13 protein-coding genes and 1 pseudogene are annotated in these 16,426 nt (G+C 62.4%); 10 read left to right on the top strand and 4 right to left on the bottom strand.

Annotation, left to right across the window (positions count from 1 at the left end; genetic code table 11):
• Positions 1–42: 42 nt before the first annotated feature.
• From rfbB to rfbC, 4 genes are read left to right on the top strand one after another with little or no spacing between them, the layout of a single operon-like run.
• Positions 43–1,113, top strand: coding sequence for a dTDP-glucose 4,6-dehydratase (gene rfbB, locus FSY59_RS13705; protein WP_148729137.1), 1,071 nt, complete (start codon positions 43–45; stop codon positions 1,111–1,113).
• Positions 1,110–2,015 carry a dTDP-4-dehydrorhamnose reductase gene (gene rfbD, locus FSY59_RS13700; RefSeq protein WP_148729136.1) on the top strand — a complete coding sequence of 302 codons (906 nt, stop codon included), beginning with the start codon at positions 1,110–1,112 and terminating at the stop codon, positions 2,013–2,015. The genes rfbB and rfbD overlap by 4 nt, the downstream gene beginning before the upstream one ends.
• 60 nt (positions 2,016–2,075) lie before the next feature.
• Positions 2,076–2,966 carry a glucose-1-phosphate thymidylyltransferase RfbA gene (gene rfbA, locus FSY59_RS13695; protein ID WP_148729135.1) on the top strand — a complete coding sequence of 297 codons (891 nt, stop codon included), beginning with the start codon at positions 2,076–2,078 and terminating at the stop codon, positions 2,964–2,966.
• A complete protein-coding gene (gene rfbC / locus FSY59_RS13690) occupies positions 2,963–3,514 on the top strand; it encodes a dTDP-4-dehydrorhamnose 3,5-epimerase (RefSeq protein WP_148729134.1) in 552 nt (183 codons plus the stop codon). Before rfbA ends, rfbC begins: the two co-directional genes overlap by 4 nt.
• Here rfbC and FSY59_RS13685 read toward each other — a convergent pair.
• Positions 3,511–4,377, bottom strand: coding sequence for a LysR substrate-binding domain-containing protein (locus FSY59_RS13685; RefSeq protein ID WP_148729133.1), 867 nt, complete (start codon positions 4,375–4,377; stop codon positions 3,511–3,513). The genes rfbC and FSY59_RS13685 overlap by 4 nt on opposite strands.
• 346 nt (positions 4,378–4,723) lie before the next feature.
• On the opposite strand from FSY59_RS13685, the pseudogene FSY59_RS13680 reads away from it, so the two are divergent.
• The 4 genes and pseudogenes from FSY59_RS13680 to FSY59_RS13665 all read left to right on the top strand — a co-directional run bounded on the left by FSY59_RS13680 (position 4,724) and on the right by FSY59_RS13665 (position 10,004).
• Positions 4,724–5,772, top strand: a pseudogene (locus tag FSY59_RS13680) (putative 2-aminoethylphosphonate ABC transporter substrate-binding protein).
• Positions 5,773–5,951: 179 nt separating this feature from the next.
• Complete coding sequence (locus FSY59_RS13675) at positions 5,952–7,028, top strand: ABC transporter ATP-binding protein (protein WP_148729132.1); 1,077 nt, start codon at positions 5,952–5,954, stop codon at positions 7,026–7,028.
• Positions 7,029–7,030: 2 nt separating this feature from the next.
• Complete coding sequence (locus tag FSY59_RS13670; RefSeq protein ID WP_148729131.1) at positions 7,031–8,791, top strand: putative 2-aminoethylphosphonate ABC transporter permease subunit; 1,761 nt, start codon at positions 7,031–7,033, stop codon at positions 8,789–8,791.
• Positions 8,792–8,888: 97 nt separating this feature from the next.
• Positions 8,889–10,004 (top strand): TIGR03364 family FAD-dependent oxidoreductase, encoded by a 1,116-nt coding sequence (locus tag FSY59_RS13665; RefSeq protein ID WP_148729130.1) that lies wholly within the window; start codon positions 8,889–8,891, stop codon positions 10,002–10,004.
• A 106-nt stretch (positions 10,005–10,110) separates the two neighbouring features.
• Here FSY59_RS13665 and FSY59_RS13660 read toward each other — a convergent pair whose 3' ends face one another.
• The 3 genes from FSY59_RS13660 to FSY59_RS13650 form a co-directional block, all read right to left on the bottom strand.
• Positions 10,111–11,205, bottom strand: a complete 1,095-nt coding sequence (locus tag FSY59_RS13660; RefSeq protein ID WP_148729129.1) for a TFIIB-type zinc ribbon-containing protein — start codon at positions 11,203–11,205, stop codon at positions 10,111–10,113.
• Positions 11,206–11,293: 88 nt separating this feature from the next.
• On the bottom strand, positions 11,294–11,677 hold the full coding sequence (locus FSY59_RS13655; RefSeq protein WP_050873941.1) for a VOC family protein: 384 nt from the start codon (positions 11,675–11,677) through the stop codon (positions 11,294–11,296).
• A gap of 29 nt (positions 11,678–11,706) precedes the next feature.
• Positions 11,707–12,816 (bottom strand): SPFH and helix-turn-helix domain-containing protein, encoded by a 1,110-nt coding sequence (locus tag FSY59_RS13650; protein ID WP_003051020.1) that lies wholly within the window; start codon positions 12,814–12,816, stop codon positions 11,707–11,709.
• Positions 12,817–13,207: 391 nt separating this feature from the next.
• Here FSY59_RS13650 and glyQ point away from each other — a divergent pair, with 391 nt between their 5' ends.
• Together glyQ and glyS are read left to right on the top strand one after the other, a co-directional pair.
• Positions 13,208–14,146 (top strand): glycine--tRNA ligase subunit alpha, encoded by a 939-nt coding sequence (gene glyQ / locus FSY59_RS13645; RefSeq protein WP_003051022.1) that lies wholly within the window; start codon positions 13,208–13,210, stop codon positions 14,144–14,146.
• A gap of 97 nt (positions 14,147–14,243) precedes the next feature.
• Positions 14,244–16,358, top strand: coding sequence for a glycine--tRNA ligase subunit beta (gene glyS / locus FSY59_RS13640; protein WP_148729128.1), 2,115 nt, complete (start codon positions 14,244–14,246; stop codon positions 16,356–16,358).
• The last annotated feature ends 68 nt before the right edge of the window (positions 16,359–16,426 follow it).

The raw sequence follows: 16,426 nt of genomic DNA, 5'->3' as shown, positions 1-16,426 counted from the left end.
TTGGGCTTTATCGCGATCACCGAAACCGACAGGCGGCTCTCTATGATTCTCGTGACAGGCGGTGCAGGCTTTATCGGTGCCAACTTTGTTCTCGACTGGCTGGTGCATGGGGATGAGCCCGTGGTCAACATCGACAAACTGACCTATGCGGGCAATCTGGAGAATCTGGCCAGCCTGAACGGCGATGCCCGCCATGTGTTTGTGCAGGCCGATATCGGCGACAGTGCAAAGCTTGCGCAATTGCTGGCGCAGCACCAGCCTCGCGCCGTGGTGAACTTTGCGGCCGAGTCGCATGTGGATCGCTCCATTCATGGTCCCGAGGATTTCATCCAGACCAATGTGGTGGGCACTTTCCGCCTGCTGGAAGCGGTACGCGCCTATTGGCATGGTCTGCAAGGCGAGGCCAAGTCCGGCTTCCGCTTTTTGCATGTCTCTACCGACGAGGTCTATGGCACGCTGGCGCCGACCGATCCAGCGTTTACCGAAGAGCACAATTACGAGCCCAACAGCCCGTACTCGGCCAGCAAGGCAGCCAGCGACCATCTGGTGCGGGCCTGGCATCACACCTACGGCTTGCCGGTGCTGACGACCAATTGCAGCAACAACTATGGCCCGCTGCATTTCCCGGAAAAGCTGATCCCGCTGGTCATTGTCAATGCGCTGGCGGGCAAGCCGCTGCCCATCTACGGCGACGGCATGCAGGTGCGTGACTGGCTCTATGTGCGCGACCATTGCAGCGCCATCCGCCGTGTTCTCGAGGCCGGCCAGTTGGGCGAGACCTATAACGTGGGCGGCTGGAACGAGAAGGCCAATATCGATATCGTCAAGACCGTGTGCAGCTTGCTCGACGAGTTGCGCCCGCGCGCCGACGGCAAGACCTATGCCGAGCAGATCACCTATGTGACCGACCGTCCCGGCCATGATCGCCGCTATGCGATCGATGCACGCAAGCTGGAACGCGAGCTGGGCTGGAAGCCTGCCGAGACCTTCGAGACCGGCATTCGCAAGACCGTGCAGTGGTATCTGGCCAACCCCGAGTGGGTGGCCCATGTGCAGTCCGGCGCCTACCGCGACTGGGTGCAGAAGCAGTACACCGACGAGGCATCGGCATGAGGCTGTTGCTGCTGGGCAAGAACGGTCAGGTCGGCTGGGAGCTGCAGCGCAGTCTCGCGCCTTTGGGCGAGGTGATTGCGCTGGATCGCCAGAGCGTGAATGTGGATGGAAACAGCCTGTGCGGCGATGTCGGCGATCTGCAGACGCTGGCGCAGACCATTCGCAGCGTGCGCCCGGATGTGATCGTCAATGCCGCAGCGCATACGGCGGTGGACAAGGCCGAGGGCGAGCCTGATCTGGCTTGGCGCCTGAACGCCGAGGCGCCCGAAGTCATGGCGCTCGAAGCCAAAAGCCTGGGCGCCCTGCTGGTGCACTACAGCACCGACTATGTCTTCGACGGCTCCGGCAGTGCGGCACGCAAGGAGGGCGATGCAACGGGGCCGCTATCGGTCTATGGCCGCACCAAACTTGAAGGCGAGCAGCGGATAGCGGCCACAAACTGCCGTCATCTGATTTTTCGCACCAGCTGGGTCTATGCGGCGCGTGGTGGCAATTTTGCCAAGACCATGTTGCGTCTGGCGCAGGAGCGTGAAGCGCTCAGCGTGATCAACGATCAATGGGGCGCGCCGACCGGCGCCGATCTGATCGCCGATGTCACGGCCCATGCCGTGCGCCATATGAGCGCTCATGAAGGCGATGGCGGTCTCTACCATCTGGTCGCGTCAGGAGAGACCAACTGGCATGCCTATGCCAGCCATGTGATCGAACGCGCACAGAACCTGCGACCGGATCTGGACTGGAAGGTGCAAAGCATTGCCGCCGTGCCGACCACGGCCTTCCCGACACCGGCCGCGCGACCCTTGAACTCGCGTCTGGATACGCAAAAGCTGCAAGCGGCCATGCAACTGCATTTGCCTGCATGGCAGTATGGCGTGGAACGCATGCTGCGCGAGATTCTGTAATTTCAAAAATCGCTTCGAGCGCTGATTGGTAAAGCGTTGGAAGCCATCCATTGATTCATCATGACGACAAAGCGCAAAGGCATCATTCTGGCTGGCGGCTCCGGCACCCGTCTGCATCCTGCCACCCTGGCCATCAGCAAACAGCTGCTGCCGATCTACGACAAGCCCATGATCTACTACCCCCTGAGCACGCTGATGCTCGCGGGCATCCGGGATATTCTGGTCATCAGCACGCCGCAGGATACGCCGCGCTTCGAGCAGTTGCTGGGCGATGGCAGCCAGTGGGGTCTGAACCTTCAATATGAGGTGCAGCCCAGCCCGGACGGTCTGGCCCAGGCCTTCCTGATTGGCGAAAAATTCCTCGACGGCGCTGCCAGTGCTCTGGTGCTGGGGGACAACATCTTCTACGGTCATGACTTCCAGTCACTGCTCAAAAAGGCGAACACTCGGAAGGAAGGCGCCACGGTGTTTGCCTACCATGTGCGAGATTCCGAGCGCTATGGTGTGGCCGAGTTCGATGCCGACGGCAAGGTGCTGTCGCTCGAAGAAAAGCCCAAGCAGCCCAAGAGCAACTATGCGGTCACCGGCCTGTACTTCTATGACGAACAGGTCGTGGAGCTGGCCAAGCAGGTCAAGCCTTCGGCGCGCGGCGAGCTGGAGATCACGGATCTCAATGGCTTGTATATGCAGCAAGGGAAGCTCAATGTCGAGCTGATGGGCCGAGGTTATGCCTGGCTGGATACCGGCACCCATGACAGCCTGCTCGAAGCGGGGCAATTCATTGCCACCTTGCAGCAGCGCCAGGGCCTGAAAGTGGCCTGTCCGGAAGAAATCGCCTATCGCCAGAAATGGATTGATGCCACTCAACTGGAGAAGATGGGTCAGGCCCTGGTCAAGAATGGCTACGGACAATATCTGCTGCAGGTACTCAAGGAAAAGGTGCGCGTATGAAGTTCACGCCTTTGGCCATTCCCGATGTCTTTCTGATCGAGCCCACGGTGTTTGGGGATGCGCGCGGTTTTTTTCTGGAAAGCTTTCGCCAGGACCTCTTCAACCAGGCCACGGGGACGAACTACGAGTTCATTCAGGACAACCACAGCCGCAGCAGCAAGGGCGTGCTGCGCGGGCTGCATTATCAGCTGCCGCCCCATGCCCAGGGCAAGCTGGTGCGTGTGATCTCGGGCGCGGTGTTTGATGTGGCCGTGGATATCCGCCGCAACTCGCCCACTTTTGGTCAATGGGTGGGCGCGGAGCTCAGTGCCGAGAATCACCACCAGCGCTGGATCCCACCGGGCTTCGCCCACGGCTTTGTGGTGCTCAGTGACTCGGCGGACTTTGTGTACAAGACCACGGCCTATTACGCGCCGGAGTCGGACCGGGGCCTGCTCTGGAACGACCCCGACATTGGCATCGAGTGGCCCCAGCTCGATATCGCTTTTTCCTTGTCCGAAAAGGACAGGAATCAGCCCGCATTCAAGCGGGCCGAACTGTTCGACTAGCGCTTTCTTGATTCGGCCATCTGCAGAAACGGCTGAATCAGTTGCGCATCGCATCGCTCGCGCAGGCAGTACAGGTATTCGGGCAGACAGGGCACCTCGCCTTTCAGATCAAGCACGACGAGGTCCGGGTGGGCCGATGCTTCGTGCCGCGCAAAAATGCTGATGCCCATCTGGCGGATCACGGCTTCGCGTATGGATTCGCGGCTGGCAATTTCCAGAATCCGCTGTGGGCTGACCTGGGCGGCTTCCAGCATCTGCTCGGTCATCTGCCGGGTCATGGAGCCGCGCTCGCGCAGGATCAGCGTGTTCTTCGCCAGATCCCTGATATCGACGGACTTCTGCCCGGCCAGCGCATGCCGCCGGTGCACGACCAGGGCCAGCGGGTCGCGCCCCAGCTCTAGGCGCAGCAGGCGCGGGTCGGTGTCCAGATGCGATGAGGTTGCCAGATCCACCTGGTACTCGGCCAGCGCCTGAATCATCTGGCGCGAATTGCCATTGACGATGCTGACCTCCACCAGTGCGTATTGCTGCTGATAGCGCTTGACAATGTCCAGTACATAGTAGGGTGCGGTGGCGCCTATGCGCAGCTGGCCCTGGTTGACATGGCCCGACTGGCGCAGCGCCGATTCGATCTGGGCCGACTGCAGCAGCAGCTTCTCTATCCCGGGCAGCAGCTTCAGGCCCGCATCGGTGATGGCCAGCCTTCCGCTCTGGCGCGTGAACAGCTCGACCTCATATTGCTCCTCCAAGGCCTTGATCTGCGCCGTGACCGTGGGCTGGCTCAGCCCCAGCTGGCGCGCAGCTTGCGTGATGCTGCCGAGACGGGCGACCCAGAAAAAGGATTTGAGCTGTGTGGCAAACATGACCAAGTCTTCAAGAAAGCGGTCCCCGGATTTCAACATGAACCCTGCAGCCGGCAATGCGGATGGATTGCTTTGATTTCAATAGCTTCTTACGCTTATATGTGTTTGTATTTGGATGGTTTTATATATAAATATGAGACAGATAAAGCGAAATATGCTTTTGAATCAATAGCATTTCGGTGGTGAACACTGGTGCGGTGCGCTGACTACAAAGTTTGCTGATGACATCCTTGGCAGATTTCAGTTCTGTGACACCAGCGTTTCATAGTGAGTTTCTACAGTTCCCTCATGTCGCAAATGACCGCGTTGGTCAGGCGGCAAAGATCAATCCAAGGGACTGTTATCCATGCGTCACGCTTTTGCACCCGCCACTCGCCGCTTCACCTTGAGCGCTTTTGCCACGGTTGCCACGGCCTTGTTGGGCCTGGCTTCCGCCGCCCAGGCCAGGACCGATCTGCTGGTGTATTCGGCCCTGGAGGCCGACCAGATCAAGGCCTATAAAGCGGCTTTTGAAAAAGCCCACCCCGAGATCGAGCTGAAGTTCGTGCGTGACAGCACAGGCATCATCACCGCCCGCCTGCTGGCCGAAAAAGCCAATCCCCAGGCCGATGTGATCGGGGCGTGGCCGCCACTTCGCTGATGCTGCTGGACAAGCAAGGCATGCTGCAGCCCTATGCGCCCAGGAACCTGGCCAGGGTGCGCTCCAGCATGCGCGATGCAGCAGCCACGCCGAGCTGGGTGGGCATGGATCTGTGGTCGTCGGCCGTCTGCTTCAACACCGTGGAAGGCCGCAAGCGCAAGCTGCCCATGCCTGCGAGCTGGGCCGACCTGACCAGGCCCGAATTCAAGGGCGCGATCACCATGCCCCACCCGGCGTCCAGCGGCACGGGCTATCTGATGGTGGCCGCCTGGCTGCAGATGATGGGCGAGGACAAGGGCTGGGCCTATATGGATGCGCTGCACCAGAACATCGGCGTCTACACGCACAGTGGCTCCAAGCCCTGCCGCCAGGCCGGCGCGGGCGAGTTTCCCGTGGGCCTGAGCTTTGAATACCGCGCCAACAAGACCAAGAAGGATGGCGCGCCCATCGACATCGTCTTCCCCCGGGAAGGCCTGGGCTGGGATGTGGAAGCCACGGCCATTCTGAAGACCAGCAAAAAGCAGGAGGCCGCCAAGGTCCTGGCCGACTGGGCGGTGACGCCCGATGCCAACAAGCTCTACGCCGCCAACTTCGCCGTCCTGGCATTGCCTGAGGCCCAGGAAAAGCACGAGTTCATTCCGGCCGATCTGGAAAAGCGCCTGGCCAGAAACGACTTCAACTGGGCAGCGGCCAATCGCGATCGCATTCTTTCCGAATGGAGCCGCCGCTATGAAGCCAAGGCGGAGAAGAAGTAACACCCCCTGAGGCGCTTCGCCTTGGCGGCGCCGTGCCTTCCCCCTCTCTGGCGCTGCGCGCTGGTGGGGGACACTGCCCTCGCTGCGGGGCGGCCCTTGCTCGGCAGTTCTGAGCTGGGTCAGCGCCAGTTCTACGCAGCAGGTCTCTGAAATTTTTTGCACGTTGAAAGTGATTGCAGATGCTGCGCATAGACCATATTGCCAAGCAGTACAAGGAAACGCCGGTGCTGCGCGACATTGACCTGTTGGTGGAGGGGGGCGAGTTCGTCAGCCTGCTCGGCCCTTCGGGCTGCGGCAAGACCACGCTGCTGCGCATTCTGTGCGGCATCGAGCAGGCCGATGCGGGCTGCATTGTGTTTCAGGGCGAGGACATCACACGCTGGCCCGCCGCGCGCCGGGGCTTTGGCGTGGTGTTCCAGAGCTACGCACTGTTTCCGAACCTGACGGCGGCCCAGAACGTGGCTTTCGGCCTCAAGGGCCAACCCGTGGCGCAGGTGCAGGCCCGGGTGCAGGAGATGCTGGCTCTGGTAGGCCTGGGCGCGCAGGCGCAGCGCTACCCGGCGCAATTGTCGGGCGGCCAGCAGCAGCGCATTGCGCTGGCCCGCGCACTGGCGCCGAGCCCGCGTCTGCTGTTGCTGGACGAGCCGCTGTCCGCACTGGATGCCCAGGTGCGCACCGAGCTGCGCAGCGAAATCCGCCAGTTGCAGCGTCAACTGGGCATTGCCTGCGTGATGGTCACGCACGACCAGGAAGAGGCGCTCTCCATGGCAGACCGCGTGGTGCTGATGCACCAGGGGCGTATCGAGCAGCAGGGCTCGCCCGAGCAGCTCTACGCCGAGCCGGTCAGCCACTTTGCGGCCGGTTTTGTGGGCCGCATGAATTTGCTGCCCGCCGTGGCCGAGTCGGGCGATGCGGTGCGCGTGGGCGAGGGGAGGCTTGAATGCTGCACTGCCGGCTTTGAGGCCGGTGATGCCTTGCTGGTGGGCGTGAGGCCCGAAAGCGTGGTGCTGCACCCGGCCCAGCCCGCAGCACTGCCCAATCTGTTCCGGGCGCGGGTGGTCGAGACCTCGTTCCTGGGCTCGCTGGTGCTGGTGCGCGTGTTCAGTCCCACGCTGCAATGCCAGATCGATGTGCAATGGCCACTGCGCCATGACGCGCGTCTGCCCGACTGGCTGCAGGGCGAGGTGCTGGTTGAGTTGCCGGCTGCTGCGCTGCAGTCGCTGGCAGCACCCGAGCTTCTGCGAAAGGCGGCATGAGCATGGATGCCTCTTCTTCTGCGCTGCCCGTGGGGAGCTATGCGCCCGCAGCGGCATCGTGCCAGCAACACAGCATCAGCCCTGCGGCGCCACGGAAAACGCGATTCTTCCATTGGGAAAAGCTCTGGCTGGGCGCGCTGGTGCTGGGCCTGCTGGGCGCGCTGCTGGTGGCCATTGCACTGCCCGTGGGAGCGCTGCTGGGCCGCAGCTTTGTGTCGGCCGATGGCAAGTTCTCGGGCCTGGCCCAGTACCTCGCCTACGCGCAAACGCCGGGCGTAGGCCAGTCGCTGTTCAACAGCCTGTGGCTGTCGGCCGTCAGCAGCACCTTGTGTGTGGCCCTGGCCTATGGCTATGCCTATGGCGTGATGCGCAGCTGCATGCCGCTGGCCAGGTTCTTTCGCGCGATCGCCCTGGTGCCTCTGCTGGCGCCGTCGCTGCTCATGGCCATCAGCCTGATCTATCTTTTTGGCGCACAGGGTCTGCTCAAGAGCTGGTTGGCGGGCGGCAAGGCCTACGGCCCGTTTGGCATCATTCTTGGCTCGGTGCTGTGGACGTTTCCGCATGCGCTGATGATTCTGTGCACCACGCTGGCCTCGGGCGATGCGCGCCTGTATGAGGCCGCCGCCACGCTGGGCGCGGGCCGCTGGCGCAGCTTCTGTCAGGTCACGCTGCCAGCCAGCCGTTACGGGCTGATGATTGCCTGGTTTGTGGTGTTCGTTCTGGTGGTGACTGACTTTGGCGTGCCCAAGGTGATTGGCGGCAACACGCAGATGCTGGCCACCGATATCTACAAGCAGGTGATTGGCCAGCAAAACCTGTCCATGGGTGCCGTGGTGGCCATGCTGCTGCTGGTGCCTGCGGGCCTGGCCTTTGCTGCCGAGCGCCATTTGCGTGTCCGGCAGGCCGCTGCCATGAGCGTGCGGGCCGTGCCTCTGGTGCCGCAGCCCTGCGCGGTGCTCGACCGCGCGCTGCTGGTGTATTGCAGCCTGATGGCTTTGGCGCTGCTGGCGATGATGGGCATGGCCGTGCTGGCATCCCTGGTCAGCTTCTGGCCCTACAACCTGAGCCTGAGCTTCAAGCACTACCAGTTCGACATGATGGACGGCGGCGGCTGGGCCAGTTACGCCAACTCGCTGACCATGGCCGTGGCCACGGCAGTGACCGGTGCGTTGCTGAGCTTTCTGAGCGCCTATCTGGTGGCCAGGCCCACAGGCTGGGTGCGCGCGCGCCAATGGCTGCACGCGGTGGCCACGCTGCCCATGGCGGTGCCAGGGCTGGCGCTGGGTCTGGGCTATATCCTGTTCTTCAATGCGGGCGGCAATCCGCTGCACTTTCTGTATGGATCCATGGGCATTCTGGTGCTGTGCTCGGTGGCGCATTTCTTCTCGGTGGCACACATCACCCAGCTCACCGCCTTGCAGCAACTGGACGCCGAATACGAGCGCGTGGCCGATTCCATGGGCGTGCCGTTCTGGACGCTGCTGTGGCGTGTGCATCTGCCCGTGTGCCTGCCTGCGGTGATGCAGGTAGCGGGCTACTTCTTCGTGAATGCCATGACCACGGTGTCGGCAGTGGTCTTCTTGTACTCGCCCGAAACCACACTGGCCTCGGTGGCCGTGCTGGCCATGGATGACGCAGGCGACATCGCTCCCGCCGCCGCCATGGCCACGCTGATCTTTGCCACTGCAGCCGCGGGTCGCCTGCTGATTGCGCTGCTGGATGCCTGGCTGCAGCGGCGTACCCAGCACTGGCGCCAGCGCTGAGGACTTTCTCCACATCACGTGATTCTCCGAACGTCTCTCGCTGCATCGCCTGGGCGCTGCGGCAGGGACTTGGCTTGTCTGCTTTTTCTGTAACGCTATGAAAAACTACGATCTGATCGTCGTCGGCGCCGGCATTGTCGGCCTGGCCCATGCCTATACCGCTGCCACGCGCGGGCGCTCCGTGCTGGTGATAGAGCGCGACGGTGCCTGCCTGGGCGCCTCGATTCGCAACTTTGGCTTTGTCACCATCACGGGCCAGCGCGCCGGTGCCCATTGGCGGCGCGCCATGCGCTCACGCGATGTCTGGGCCGAGATTGCGCCCAAGGCCGGTATCGATGTCCTGCATTCCGGCCTGTGGCTGACGGCGCGCCGTCCTGCTGCCGCTGCAGTGCTTGAAGCCTTTATGCACACCGAAATGGGCGCAGGTTGTGAACTACTGACGCCAGCCCAGGCCGCAGCGCGCCATTCGGCGCTGCGCACCGACGCGCTGCAGTCCGTGCTCTACAGCCCACATGAGCTGCGTGTGGAGTCGCGCACGGCCATCCCGCAACTGGCACTGTGGTTGCAGCAGGCGCTGGGAGTGGATTTCGCCTATAGCGAAAGCGTGATGGAAGTGGCAACGCCGCGCGTGACCACTTCGCGTGCCAGCTATCACGCCGAACGCGTGGTGGTCTGCAACAACGCCGATCCAGGCGGGCTGTTCGCGAGTGAATGGACTGACAACCAAGTGCAGCTGTGCCAGTTGCAGATGTTGCGCGTGCAGCCGCAAGCAGGCTTCAAGCTTGAGGGATCGGTCATGGGGGATCTGAGCCTGGTGCGCTACGAGGGCTATAGCGCGCTGCCCGAAGCCGCAGCATTGCGCGCCGAGCTGGAGCGCGAGGAGGCGCAAAGCCTGAAGCACGGCATCCACCTGATTGCCGTTCAGAGCGCCGACGGCTCGCTGGTAGTGGGCGATTCGCATCACTACGGCAGCGCGCCCCAGCCTTTTGCCGGCGAAGCCGTCGACCAGCTCATGCTGCGACATATGAACGAGGCACTGCATATCGACAACGCCCAGGTTGTGGAGCGCTGGACGGGCATCTACCCCTCCAGTGCCGAAGCCCCTTGTTTTGTCAAAGCACCCGATGCAGCGACACGCGTGGTGGCCGTGACCAGTGGCTCGGGCGCGAGCACGGCTTTTGGTCTGGCCGAGGAAGTCTGGATGGCCTGGTAACTGCTACGAGTTGAATAGCTGCTAGCGCTCGCAGGCTGTCATATTTCAAGAAAATGAAATCAAAAACTATATCTGAAAAGCGCAAGCAGCTATCAAAGCATGAGCGTCACTGCTGCACGAACAGTGGTGCAATCAGCATGACGAGCACGATGGCGGCCAGCACGGCAAACAGGATCTTGACCCAGCTGTAAGGCCGTTCGCCCGCAATCTGGCCGGTGTAGCCATTGGCCACGATCTGGTAGGTCTTGCTGCCATAGGTGTAGCCGACCAGCCAGACCGGCACCAGCGTGTGCTTGAAGCTGCGGCCCGAGTATTGGCGCTGGACCTGCAGATTGCGCTGCGTGTCGCCCGGCACCTCGCGCGAGCACATGCTGCGCAGCTGGCTGTCCATGTCTTCCTCGTTGATCCTGGCGGCCTTGGAGAGGTCCACCTGGTAGCGCTCCACCGTCCAGCCGCGCACGAACTCCGGGCTGTAGGGCTTGAGGTCGGTGGTGGTCGGGAAGGGCTCCACCTGGCGCAGCAGATGGGCGTGCACGCCCACGGTGCCGGGCACCAGCTCATCGTCGAAGAAATGCTGCAGGCTGCCCGATGCCGGCTCCCAGCGCACATGCTGGACCTGGCGGGTCTGCAGATTGCCGTTGCCGTCGCGATAGGACTCGGTGGTGTAGTAGTAATAGCCGGCCTCTGCCCACCAATGGGCGCTGGCATGGGCGTCAAAGGTCCAGTAGGGCAGATAGACGCCGTGCAGTGTGTCCGTCAGCGCGGCGCTCTTGAGCTTGCTGGGAGCAAACCAGCGGCTGCCATACCACTGGCGGATCTTGTCGCGAATCTGGCCGTCGCTGATCTTGAACGGCAGGATGCTCTGCGGCGTGATGGCGTCGCTGCGCTCCTCGTGGGCGACGATGGCCGGCGAGCCACAGAAGTCGCAGCGCTGGGCCACGTGCTTGCCGAGAAACACCGAGATGGCGCGGCAGTTCTGGCACTGCACCTCATAGCGCTCGTCCGAGCCCCAGCCGCGACCGCTGGCCGGGTTGCGCAAGGCCTCGGCCAGATCCTGCTCCACGACGGCACGTCCCGGCTCGGGCTGTGTCTGCTCGCTCCAGGGAACGATGGTGCCGCAGTAAGGACATTTGAGCGACTGGGCCTTGGCATTCCACTCCAGATTGCCACCGCATTCGGGGCAGACATGCTTGCCCACCATGGAGGGGGGCGCCGTCTCGGAGACAGGCGTGAATGCAGATCCGGAAGAGCGAGAAGAGGAAGCGGGTGTGGCCACGGCAAAAACGGGTTCAGGCGGCAGCAGCGGCGGGATGGGTTTCGTAGAAGGTCACGCAGTTGCCATCTGCGTCGAGAAGACTGAATTCCCGGGTGCCCCAGGGCTGCTGGCGCAGACCGCCATTGGGGTGAACCGCATTCTCGGCCAGACACTGCGCATGCAGGGCGGCAATCCCCACCACCTGGATGCGGCAGCTGGTCTGCCTGGGAATCTCCGGGTCCTGGCAGGCCCAGAAATGCAGCTCCAGCCCGCCCAGCGAGACGATGCCGTACTCGCCGGGCTGGGCGTGGACGGTTCTGGCGCCCAGCACGCGGGCGTAAAAGGCCACGGTGCGCTCCATGTCCAGCGATGCCAGCACCGGAGTGGTGCTGATGAAAACCGGTTTGTGTTCATTCATGACGTGCACCCGAGGCCATGGATTGCGGATCAGCCGCGCAGGAATTCGTCCAGCGCAGCCTGGGCGATTCGCCACTGGCTGCCGATCTGGCGGGCCTTGAGGTTGCCGGCCTGGATTTCGGCCAGCACATCGGCTTCGGCCACGCCCAGCACCTGGGCGGCCTGGGCGGGAGTCAGCACCTGCAGGCCGGCGGCGACCGGGGCAGCAGGCGTCTGGGCGGCCTGGGCTGCCGCCGGGGAGAAGGGGTCTGCCACTGCAGCGGCTGGCGTGCCTGCCGCACCGCCGCCCTGCATGCCCTTCATCATTTCCTGGGCCATGCCGAAGCCCATGGCCATGGTGGCCGGAATGGTGGCTGCGGCAGCGCCTTCGCCGCCGTTGGCCATGGCCTGGCCCATCTGGTACTTCACATAGTCGTTGAGGTTGCCGATGGCGCCCATGCTGGAGCGCTTGTCGATGGCCTGCTCCACTTCGGGCGGCACGGAAACGTTTTCCAGCAGGAAGCTGGTGATTTCCAGGCCGTATTTCTCGCTGACGGCCGGGTTGATGAGCTGCAGCAGCGCGTCGCCGAGCTCGCTGTAGCGCTGGGCCACATCGAGTGCCGGTACCTGGGCCTTGGCCAGGGCTTCGGAGAAGATGCTGACGATGCGCGAGCGCATGGTGTCGGCAAACTCGTCGATGCGGAAGTTCTGGTCCGTGCCCGCCACTTCCTTGAGGAACAGGGCGGCGTTGGTGATGCGGAAGTCATAGGTACCGAAGGCGCGCAGACGGATCACGCCAAAGTCCTTGTCGCGCATCATGATGGGGTTGGAGGTGCCCCATTTGTTGCCCGTGAACAAGCGCGTGTTGATGTAGTAGACATCGCACTTGAAGGGAGAGTTGAAGCCGTACTTCCAGCCGCGCAGCGTGGACAGGATCGGGATGTTCTGCGTGGTCAGCAGATAGCGGCCCGGGTTGAACAGGTCTGCGAACTGGCCTTCGGAGACGAACTGCACCTGCTGCGACTCACGCACGATGAGCTGGGCGCCGTTCTTGATTTCCTTGTCTTCATCAGGCCAGCGATACGACAGCGTGTCGCGCGAATCATCGGTCCATTCGATGATTTCGATCAGTTGCTTGGTGATGATTTTCATGAAATCCATGACGTGCTCCGAAAGAGGATGACGGGAAAGGAATCATTCTAGGAGGCAAACCGCAGCAGCCGGCATCCGGGATGCATGGCAGTTGCGCGGAAATTGTTAAAAAGTGAGCGCACTGCGCTCGCTATCCAATAGTTTCAGGATCGATTGATGTTGCATCTGTCTATTCATGCGTGGTAAGTGCTAGCGTTTTATTTTTCACAGTTTGAAATCACCGGCCGGGGCCGTTTCGTGAAAATGCCCGCTGTGGGGCCGCGCAGACAGACTACGTCCGTGATCAGTGGCACAGACTTAGAATCTACCGCTTATGCGGTCGATACCGCCCAGAACACCTCTTAATGAAGATGCCGCCCGCAATCGCCACTGATTGCTGGCGCGCGAACGTATACAAGTCATGCTGACCTTCCAACAAATCATTCTGAAACTGCAGTCCTACTGGGCCGAACAGGGCTGTGCATTGCTCCAGCCCTATGACATGGAAGTCGGCGCCGGCACTTCGCACACCGCGACCTTTCTGCGCGCCATCGGCCCCGAGCCCTGGAAGGCTGCCTATGTGCAGCCCAGCCGTCGTCCCAAGGACGGTCGCTACGGCGAGAACCCCAACCGCCTGCAGCACTACTACCAGTTCCAGGTGGTGCTCAAGCCCGCACCCGACAATATTCTCGAGCTCTACCTGGGCTCGCTCGAAGCCCTGGGCTTCGATCTGAAGAAAAACGACATCCGCTTTGTCGAGGACGACTGGGAGAACCCCACGCTGGGCGCCTGGGGTCTGGGCTGGGAAGTCTGGCTCAACGGCATGGAGGTGACCCAGTTCACCTACTTCCAGCAGGTCGCCGGCATCGACTGCAAGCCCGCCACGGGCGAGATCACCTACGGTCTGGAACGCCTGGCCATGTATCTGCAGGGCAAGGAATCGGTGTACGACCTGGTCTATACCGACGGCCTGTCCTATGGCGACGTGTTCCACCAGAACGAAGTGGAGCAGTCCACCTACAACTTCGAGCATTCGAATGCCGAGTTCCTGTTCAGCGCCTTTGCGGCCCATGAAGGCACGGCCAATCAGCTGATCGATGCCCAGCTGGCGCTGCCCGCCTATGAGCAGGTGCTCAAGGCCGCCCATACCTTCAACCTGCTGGACGCCCGTGGCGCCATCTCGGTGACTGAGCGCGCTGCCTATATCGGCCGCATCCGCAACCTGGCCCGTGCCGTGGGCAAGAGCTATCTGGACAGCCGTGCACGTCTGGGCTTCCCCATGGCTTCCAAGGCCCATGCCGACGAGGTGCTGGCAGAACTGGCCAAGGCCGCAGAGCAGGCAGCCAAGAAGGCCGCCTGAACCTGCCTGAGCCGCTTTCACGCTACCACCGTCCCATATTCCAAAATTTCAGCAGCCAGCCTTGATCTGACAAGCGCTGACTGCTATCAGAATCATCATGAACGCATCGAATCTACTGGTTGAACTGTTTGTCGAAGAGCTGCCTCCCAAGGCGCTGCAAAAGCTGGGTGACGCTTTTGCTGCCGTCATCTTCGAGCAGCTCAAGGCCCAGGGACTGCTGGCATCGACCGAGTCGCGCCTGACGGCCTACGCCTCTCCCCGCCGCCTGGCCGTGCACATCACCGAAGTGCTGCCCCAGGCCGAAGACAAGGCGGTCTCGCAAAAGCTGATGCCAGTCTCCGTGGCGCTGGATGCCGAGGGCAAGCCCACGGCTGCACTGCTGAAAAAGCTGGCGGCCCTGGGTGCCGACGAATCCGCCGTGGCCGCTCTGAAGCGCCAGGGCGAAGGCAAGGCCGAAGCCCTGTTCTACGAATCCACGGCCAAGGGCGTGTTGCTGACCGATGGCGTGCAAAAGGCTCTGGACGAAGCGCTGGCCAAGCTGCCCATCCCCAAGGTCATGCGCTACCAGTTGCAGGACGGCTGGACCAGCGTGCACTTTGTGCGTCCGGCCCACGGTCTGGTCGTGCTGCATGGCACCCAGGTGCTGATCGGCGTGAAGGCCCTGGGCCTGACGGCCGGTGCCGCCACCCATGGCCACCGCTTTGAAGCCGCTGTGGACCCCGTGGTCATCCAGAACGCCGACAGCTATGCCGAGCAACTGCGCGAAGAGGGCGCCGTGATCGCCAGCTTCACCGAGCGCCGTGCCGATATCGCCCGCCAACTGCAGGCAGCTGCCGAGCGCATTGGCGGCGGCGTGATCCCCATCGACGACCCGGCCCTGCTGGACGAGGTGACGGCCCTGGTCGAGCGCCCCAACGTGCTGGTCTGCGAATTCGAGAAGGAATTCCTGGCCGTGCCCCAGGAATGCCTGATCCTGACCATGAAGGCCAATCAGAAGTACTTCCCGCTGCTGGACGCCAACGGCAAGCTGACTCACCAGTTCCTGATCGTCAGCAACATCCAGCCCCAGGACGCTTCGGCCGTGGTCGGCGGCAACGAGCGTGTGGTGCGCCCGCGTCTGGCCGACGCCAAGTTCTTCTTCGACCAGGACCGCAAAAAGACCCTGGCCAGCCGCGTCGAGCAACTGGACAAGGTGGTCTACCACAACAAGCTGGGCACGCAGGGCGAACGCATCGCCCGCGTACGCGCTATCGCCAAGAGCATTGCCCAGCAACTGGGCAACTCCGAGCTGGGCCGTCTGGCCGATCAGGCAGCCATGCTGGCCAAGACCGATCTGGTCACCGACATGGTGGGCGAGTTCCCCGAGCTGCAAGGCATCATGGGCCGCTACTACGCCCAGAACGACGGCCTGGATGTGGCCGTGGCCGACGCCATCGAAGACCACTACAAGCCCCGCTTTGCCGGCGACGAACTGCCGCGCGGCGATGTTGGCGTGATCGTGGCCCTGGCCGACAAGCTCGAAACCCTGGTCGGCATGTTCGGCATCGGCAACCTGCCCACCGGCGACCGCGATCCTTTCGCCCTGCGCCGTCATGCGCTGGGCGTGATCCGCATGCTGGTCGAAAAGGATCTGGAGCTGGATCTGGAAACCCTGCTGGTCAGCACCCTGCCCGCTTTCGGCGACAAGATCCAGGACGCTACGCCCCAACTGGTCGAATTCATCTACGACCGCCTCGCCAATATGTTCCGCGAACAAGGCTATAGCGCCCAGGAAGTGGAAGCCGTGCTGGCCCTGCAGCCCCAGCGCCTGTCCGACGTGCAAAAGCGCCTGGAAGCCGTGCGTGCCTTTGCGACCCTGCCCGAAGCTCCAGCCCTGGCGGCGGCCAACAAGCGCGTGGGTAACATTCTGAAGAAGGCCGAAGCTGACGTTCAGCCCCAGGTGAACGACGCGCTGCTGCTGGAACAGGCCGAAAAAGACCTGTATGCGGTGCTGCAGCAGGTGGCACCGAAAGCTCAGCAACAGTTTGCAGCAGGTGATTACACCGCCAGCCTGCAAACCCTGGCAGCATTGCGTGCTTCGGTCGATGCGTTCTTCGAACAAGTCATGGTCAATGCGGAAGATCCAGCCCTCAAGGCCAATCGACTGGGTTTGCTGGCGAGTCTGCACATTGCAATGAATCGAGTGGCTGATCTGGCAAGAATTGCTGTTTAACGAAGTTCCAATGACCACCTTTTTGGGTAGTCGCACAGTTTTTAGATACCCACAACGAGACGCATTTG

It is taken from the genome of Comamonas sp. Z3 (genome assembly GCF_008121565.1).
Classification (GTDB): Bacteria; Pseudomonadota; Gammaproteobacteria; order Burkholderiales; family Burkholderiaceae_C; genus Comamonas; species Comamonas brasiliensis.
Note: the sequence above shows the minus strand (reverse complement) of the source record. Positions and strands in the feature narration are given on the sequence as shown.

Coding starts and splice junctions, on each gene's coding strand:
- FSY59_RS13685 (WP_148729133.1), bottom strand. CDS start 4,377: ATGTTTGCCACACAGCTCAAATCCTTTTTCTGGGTCGCCCGTCTCGGC.
- rfbB (WP_148729137.1), top strand. CDS start 43: ATGATTCTCGTGACAGGCGGTGCAGGCTTTATCGGTGCCAACTTTGTT.
- rfbA (WP_148729135.1), top strand. CDS start 2,076: ATGACGACAAAGCGCAAAGGCATCATTCTGGCTGGCGGCTCCGGCACC.
- FSY59_RS13660 (WP_148729129.1), bottom strand. CDS start 11,205: ATGGTGGGCAAGCATGTCTGCCCCGAATGCGGTGGCAATCTGGAGTGG.
- FSY59_RS13675 (WP_148729132.1), top strand. CDS start 5,952: ATGCTGCGCATAGACCATATTGCCAAGCAGTACAAGGAAACGCCGGTG.
- FSY59_RS13655 (WP_050873941.1), bottom strand. CDS start 11,677: ATGAATGAACACAAACCGGTTTTCATCAGCACCACTCCGGTGCTGGCA.
- FSY59_RS13670 (WP_148729131.1), top strand. CDS start 7,031: ATGGATGCCTCTTCTTCTGCGCTGCCCGTGGGGAGCTATGCGCCCGCA.
- glyS (WP_148729128.1), top strand. CDS start 14,244: ATGAACGCATCGAATCTACTGGTTGAACTGTTTGTCGAAGAGCTGCCT.
- FSY59_RS13665 (WP_148729130.1), top strand. CDS start 8,889: ATGAAAAACTACGATCTGATCGTCGTCGGCGCCGGCATTGTCGGCCTG.
- rfbC (WP_148729134.1), top strand. CDS start 2,963: ATGAAGTTCACGCCTTTGGCCATTCCCGATGTCTTTCTGATCGAGCCC.
- FSY59_RS13650 (WP_003051020.1), bottom strand. CDS start 12,816: ATGGATTTCATGAAAATCATCACCAAGCAACTGATCGAAATCATCGAA.
- glyQ (WP_003051022.1), top strand. CDS start 13,208: ATGCTGACCTTCCAACAAATCATTCTGAAACTGCAGTCCTACTGGGCC.
- rfbD (WP_148729136.1), top strand. CDS start 1,110: ATGAGGCTGTTGCTGCTGGGCAAGAACGGTCAGGTCGGCTGGGAGCTG.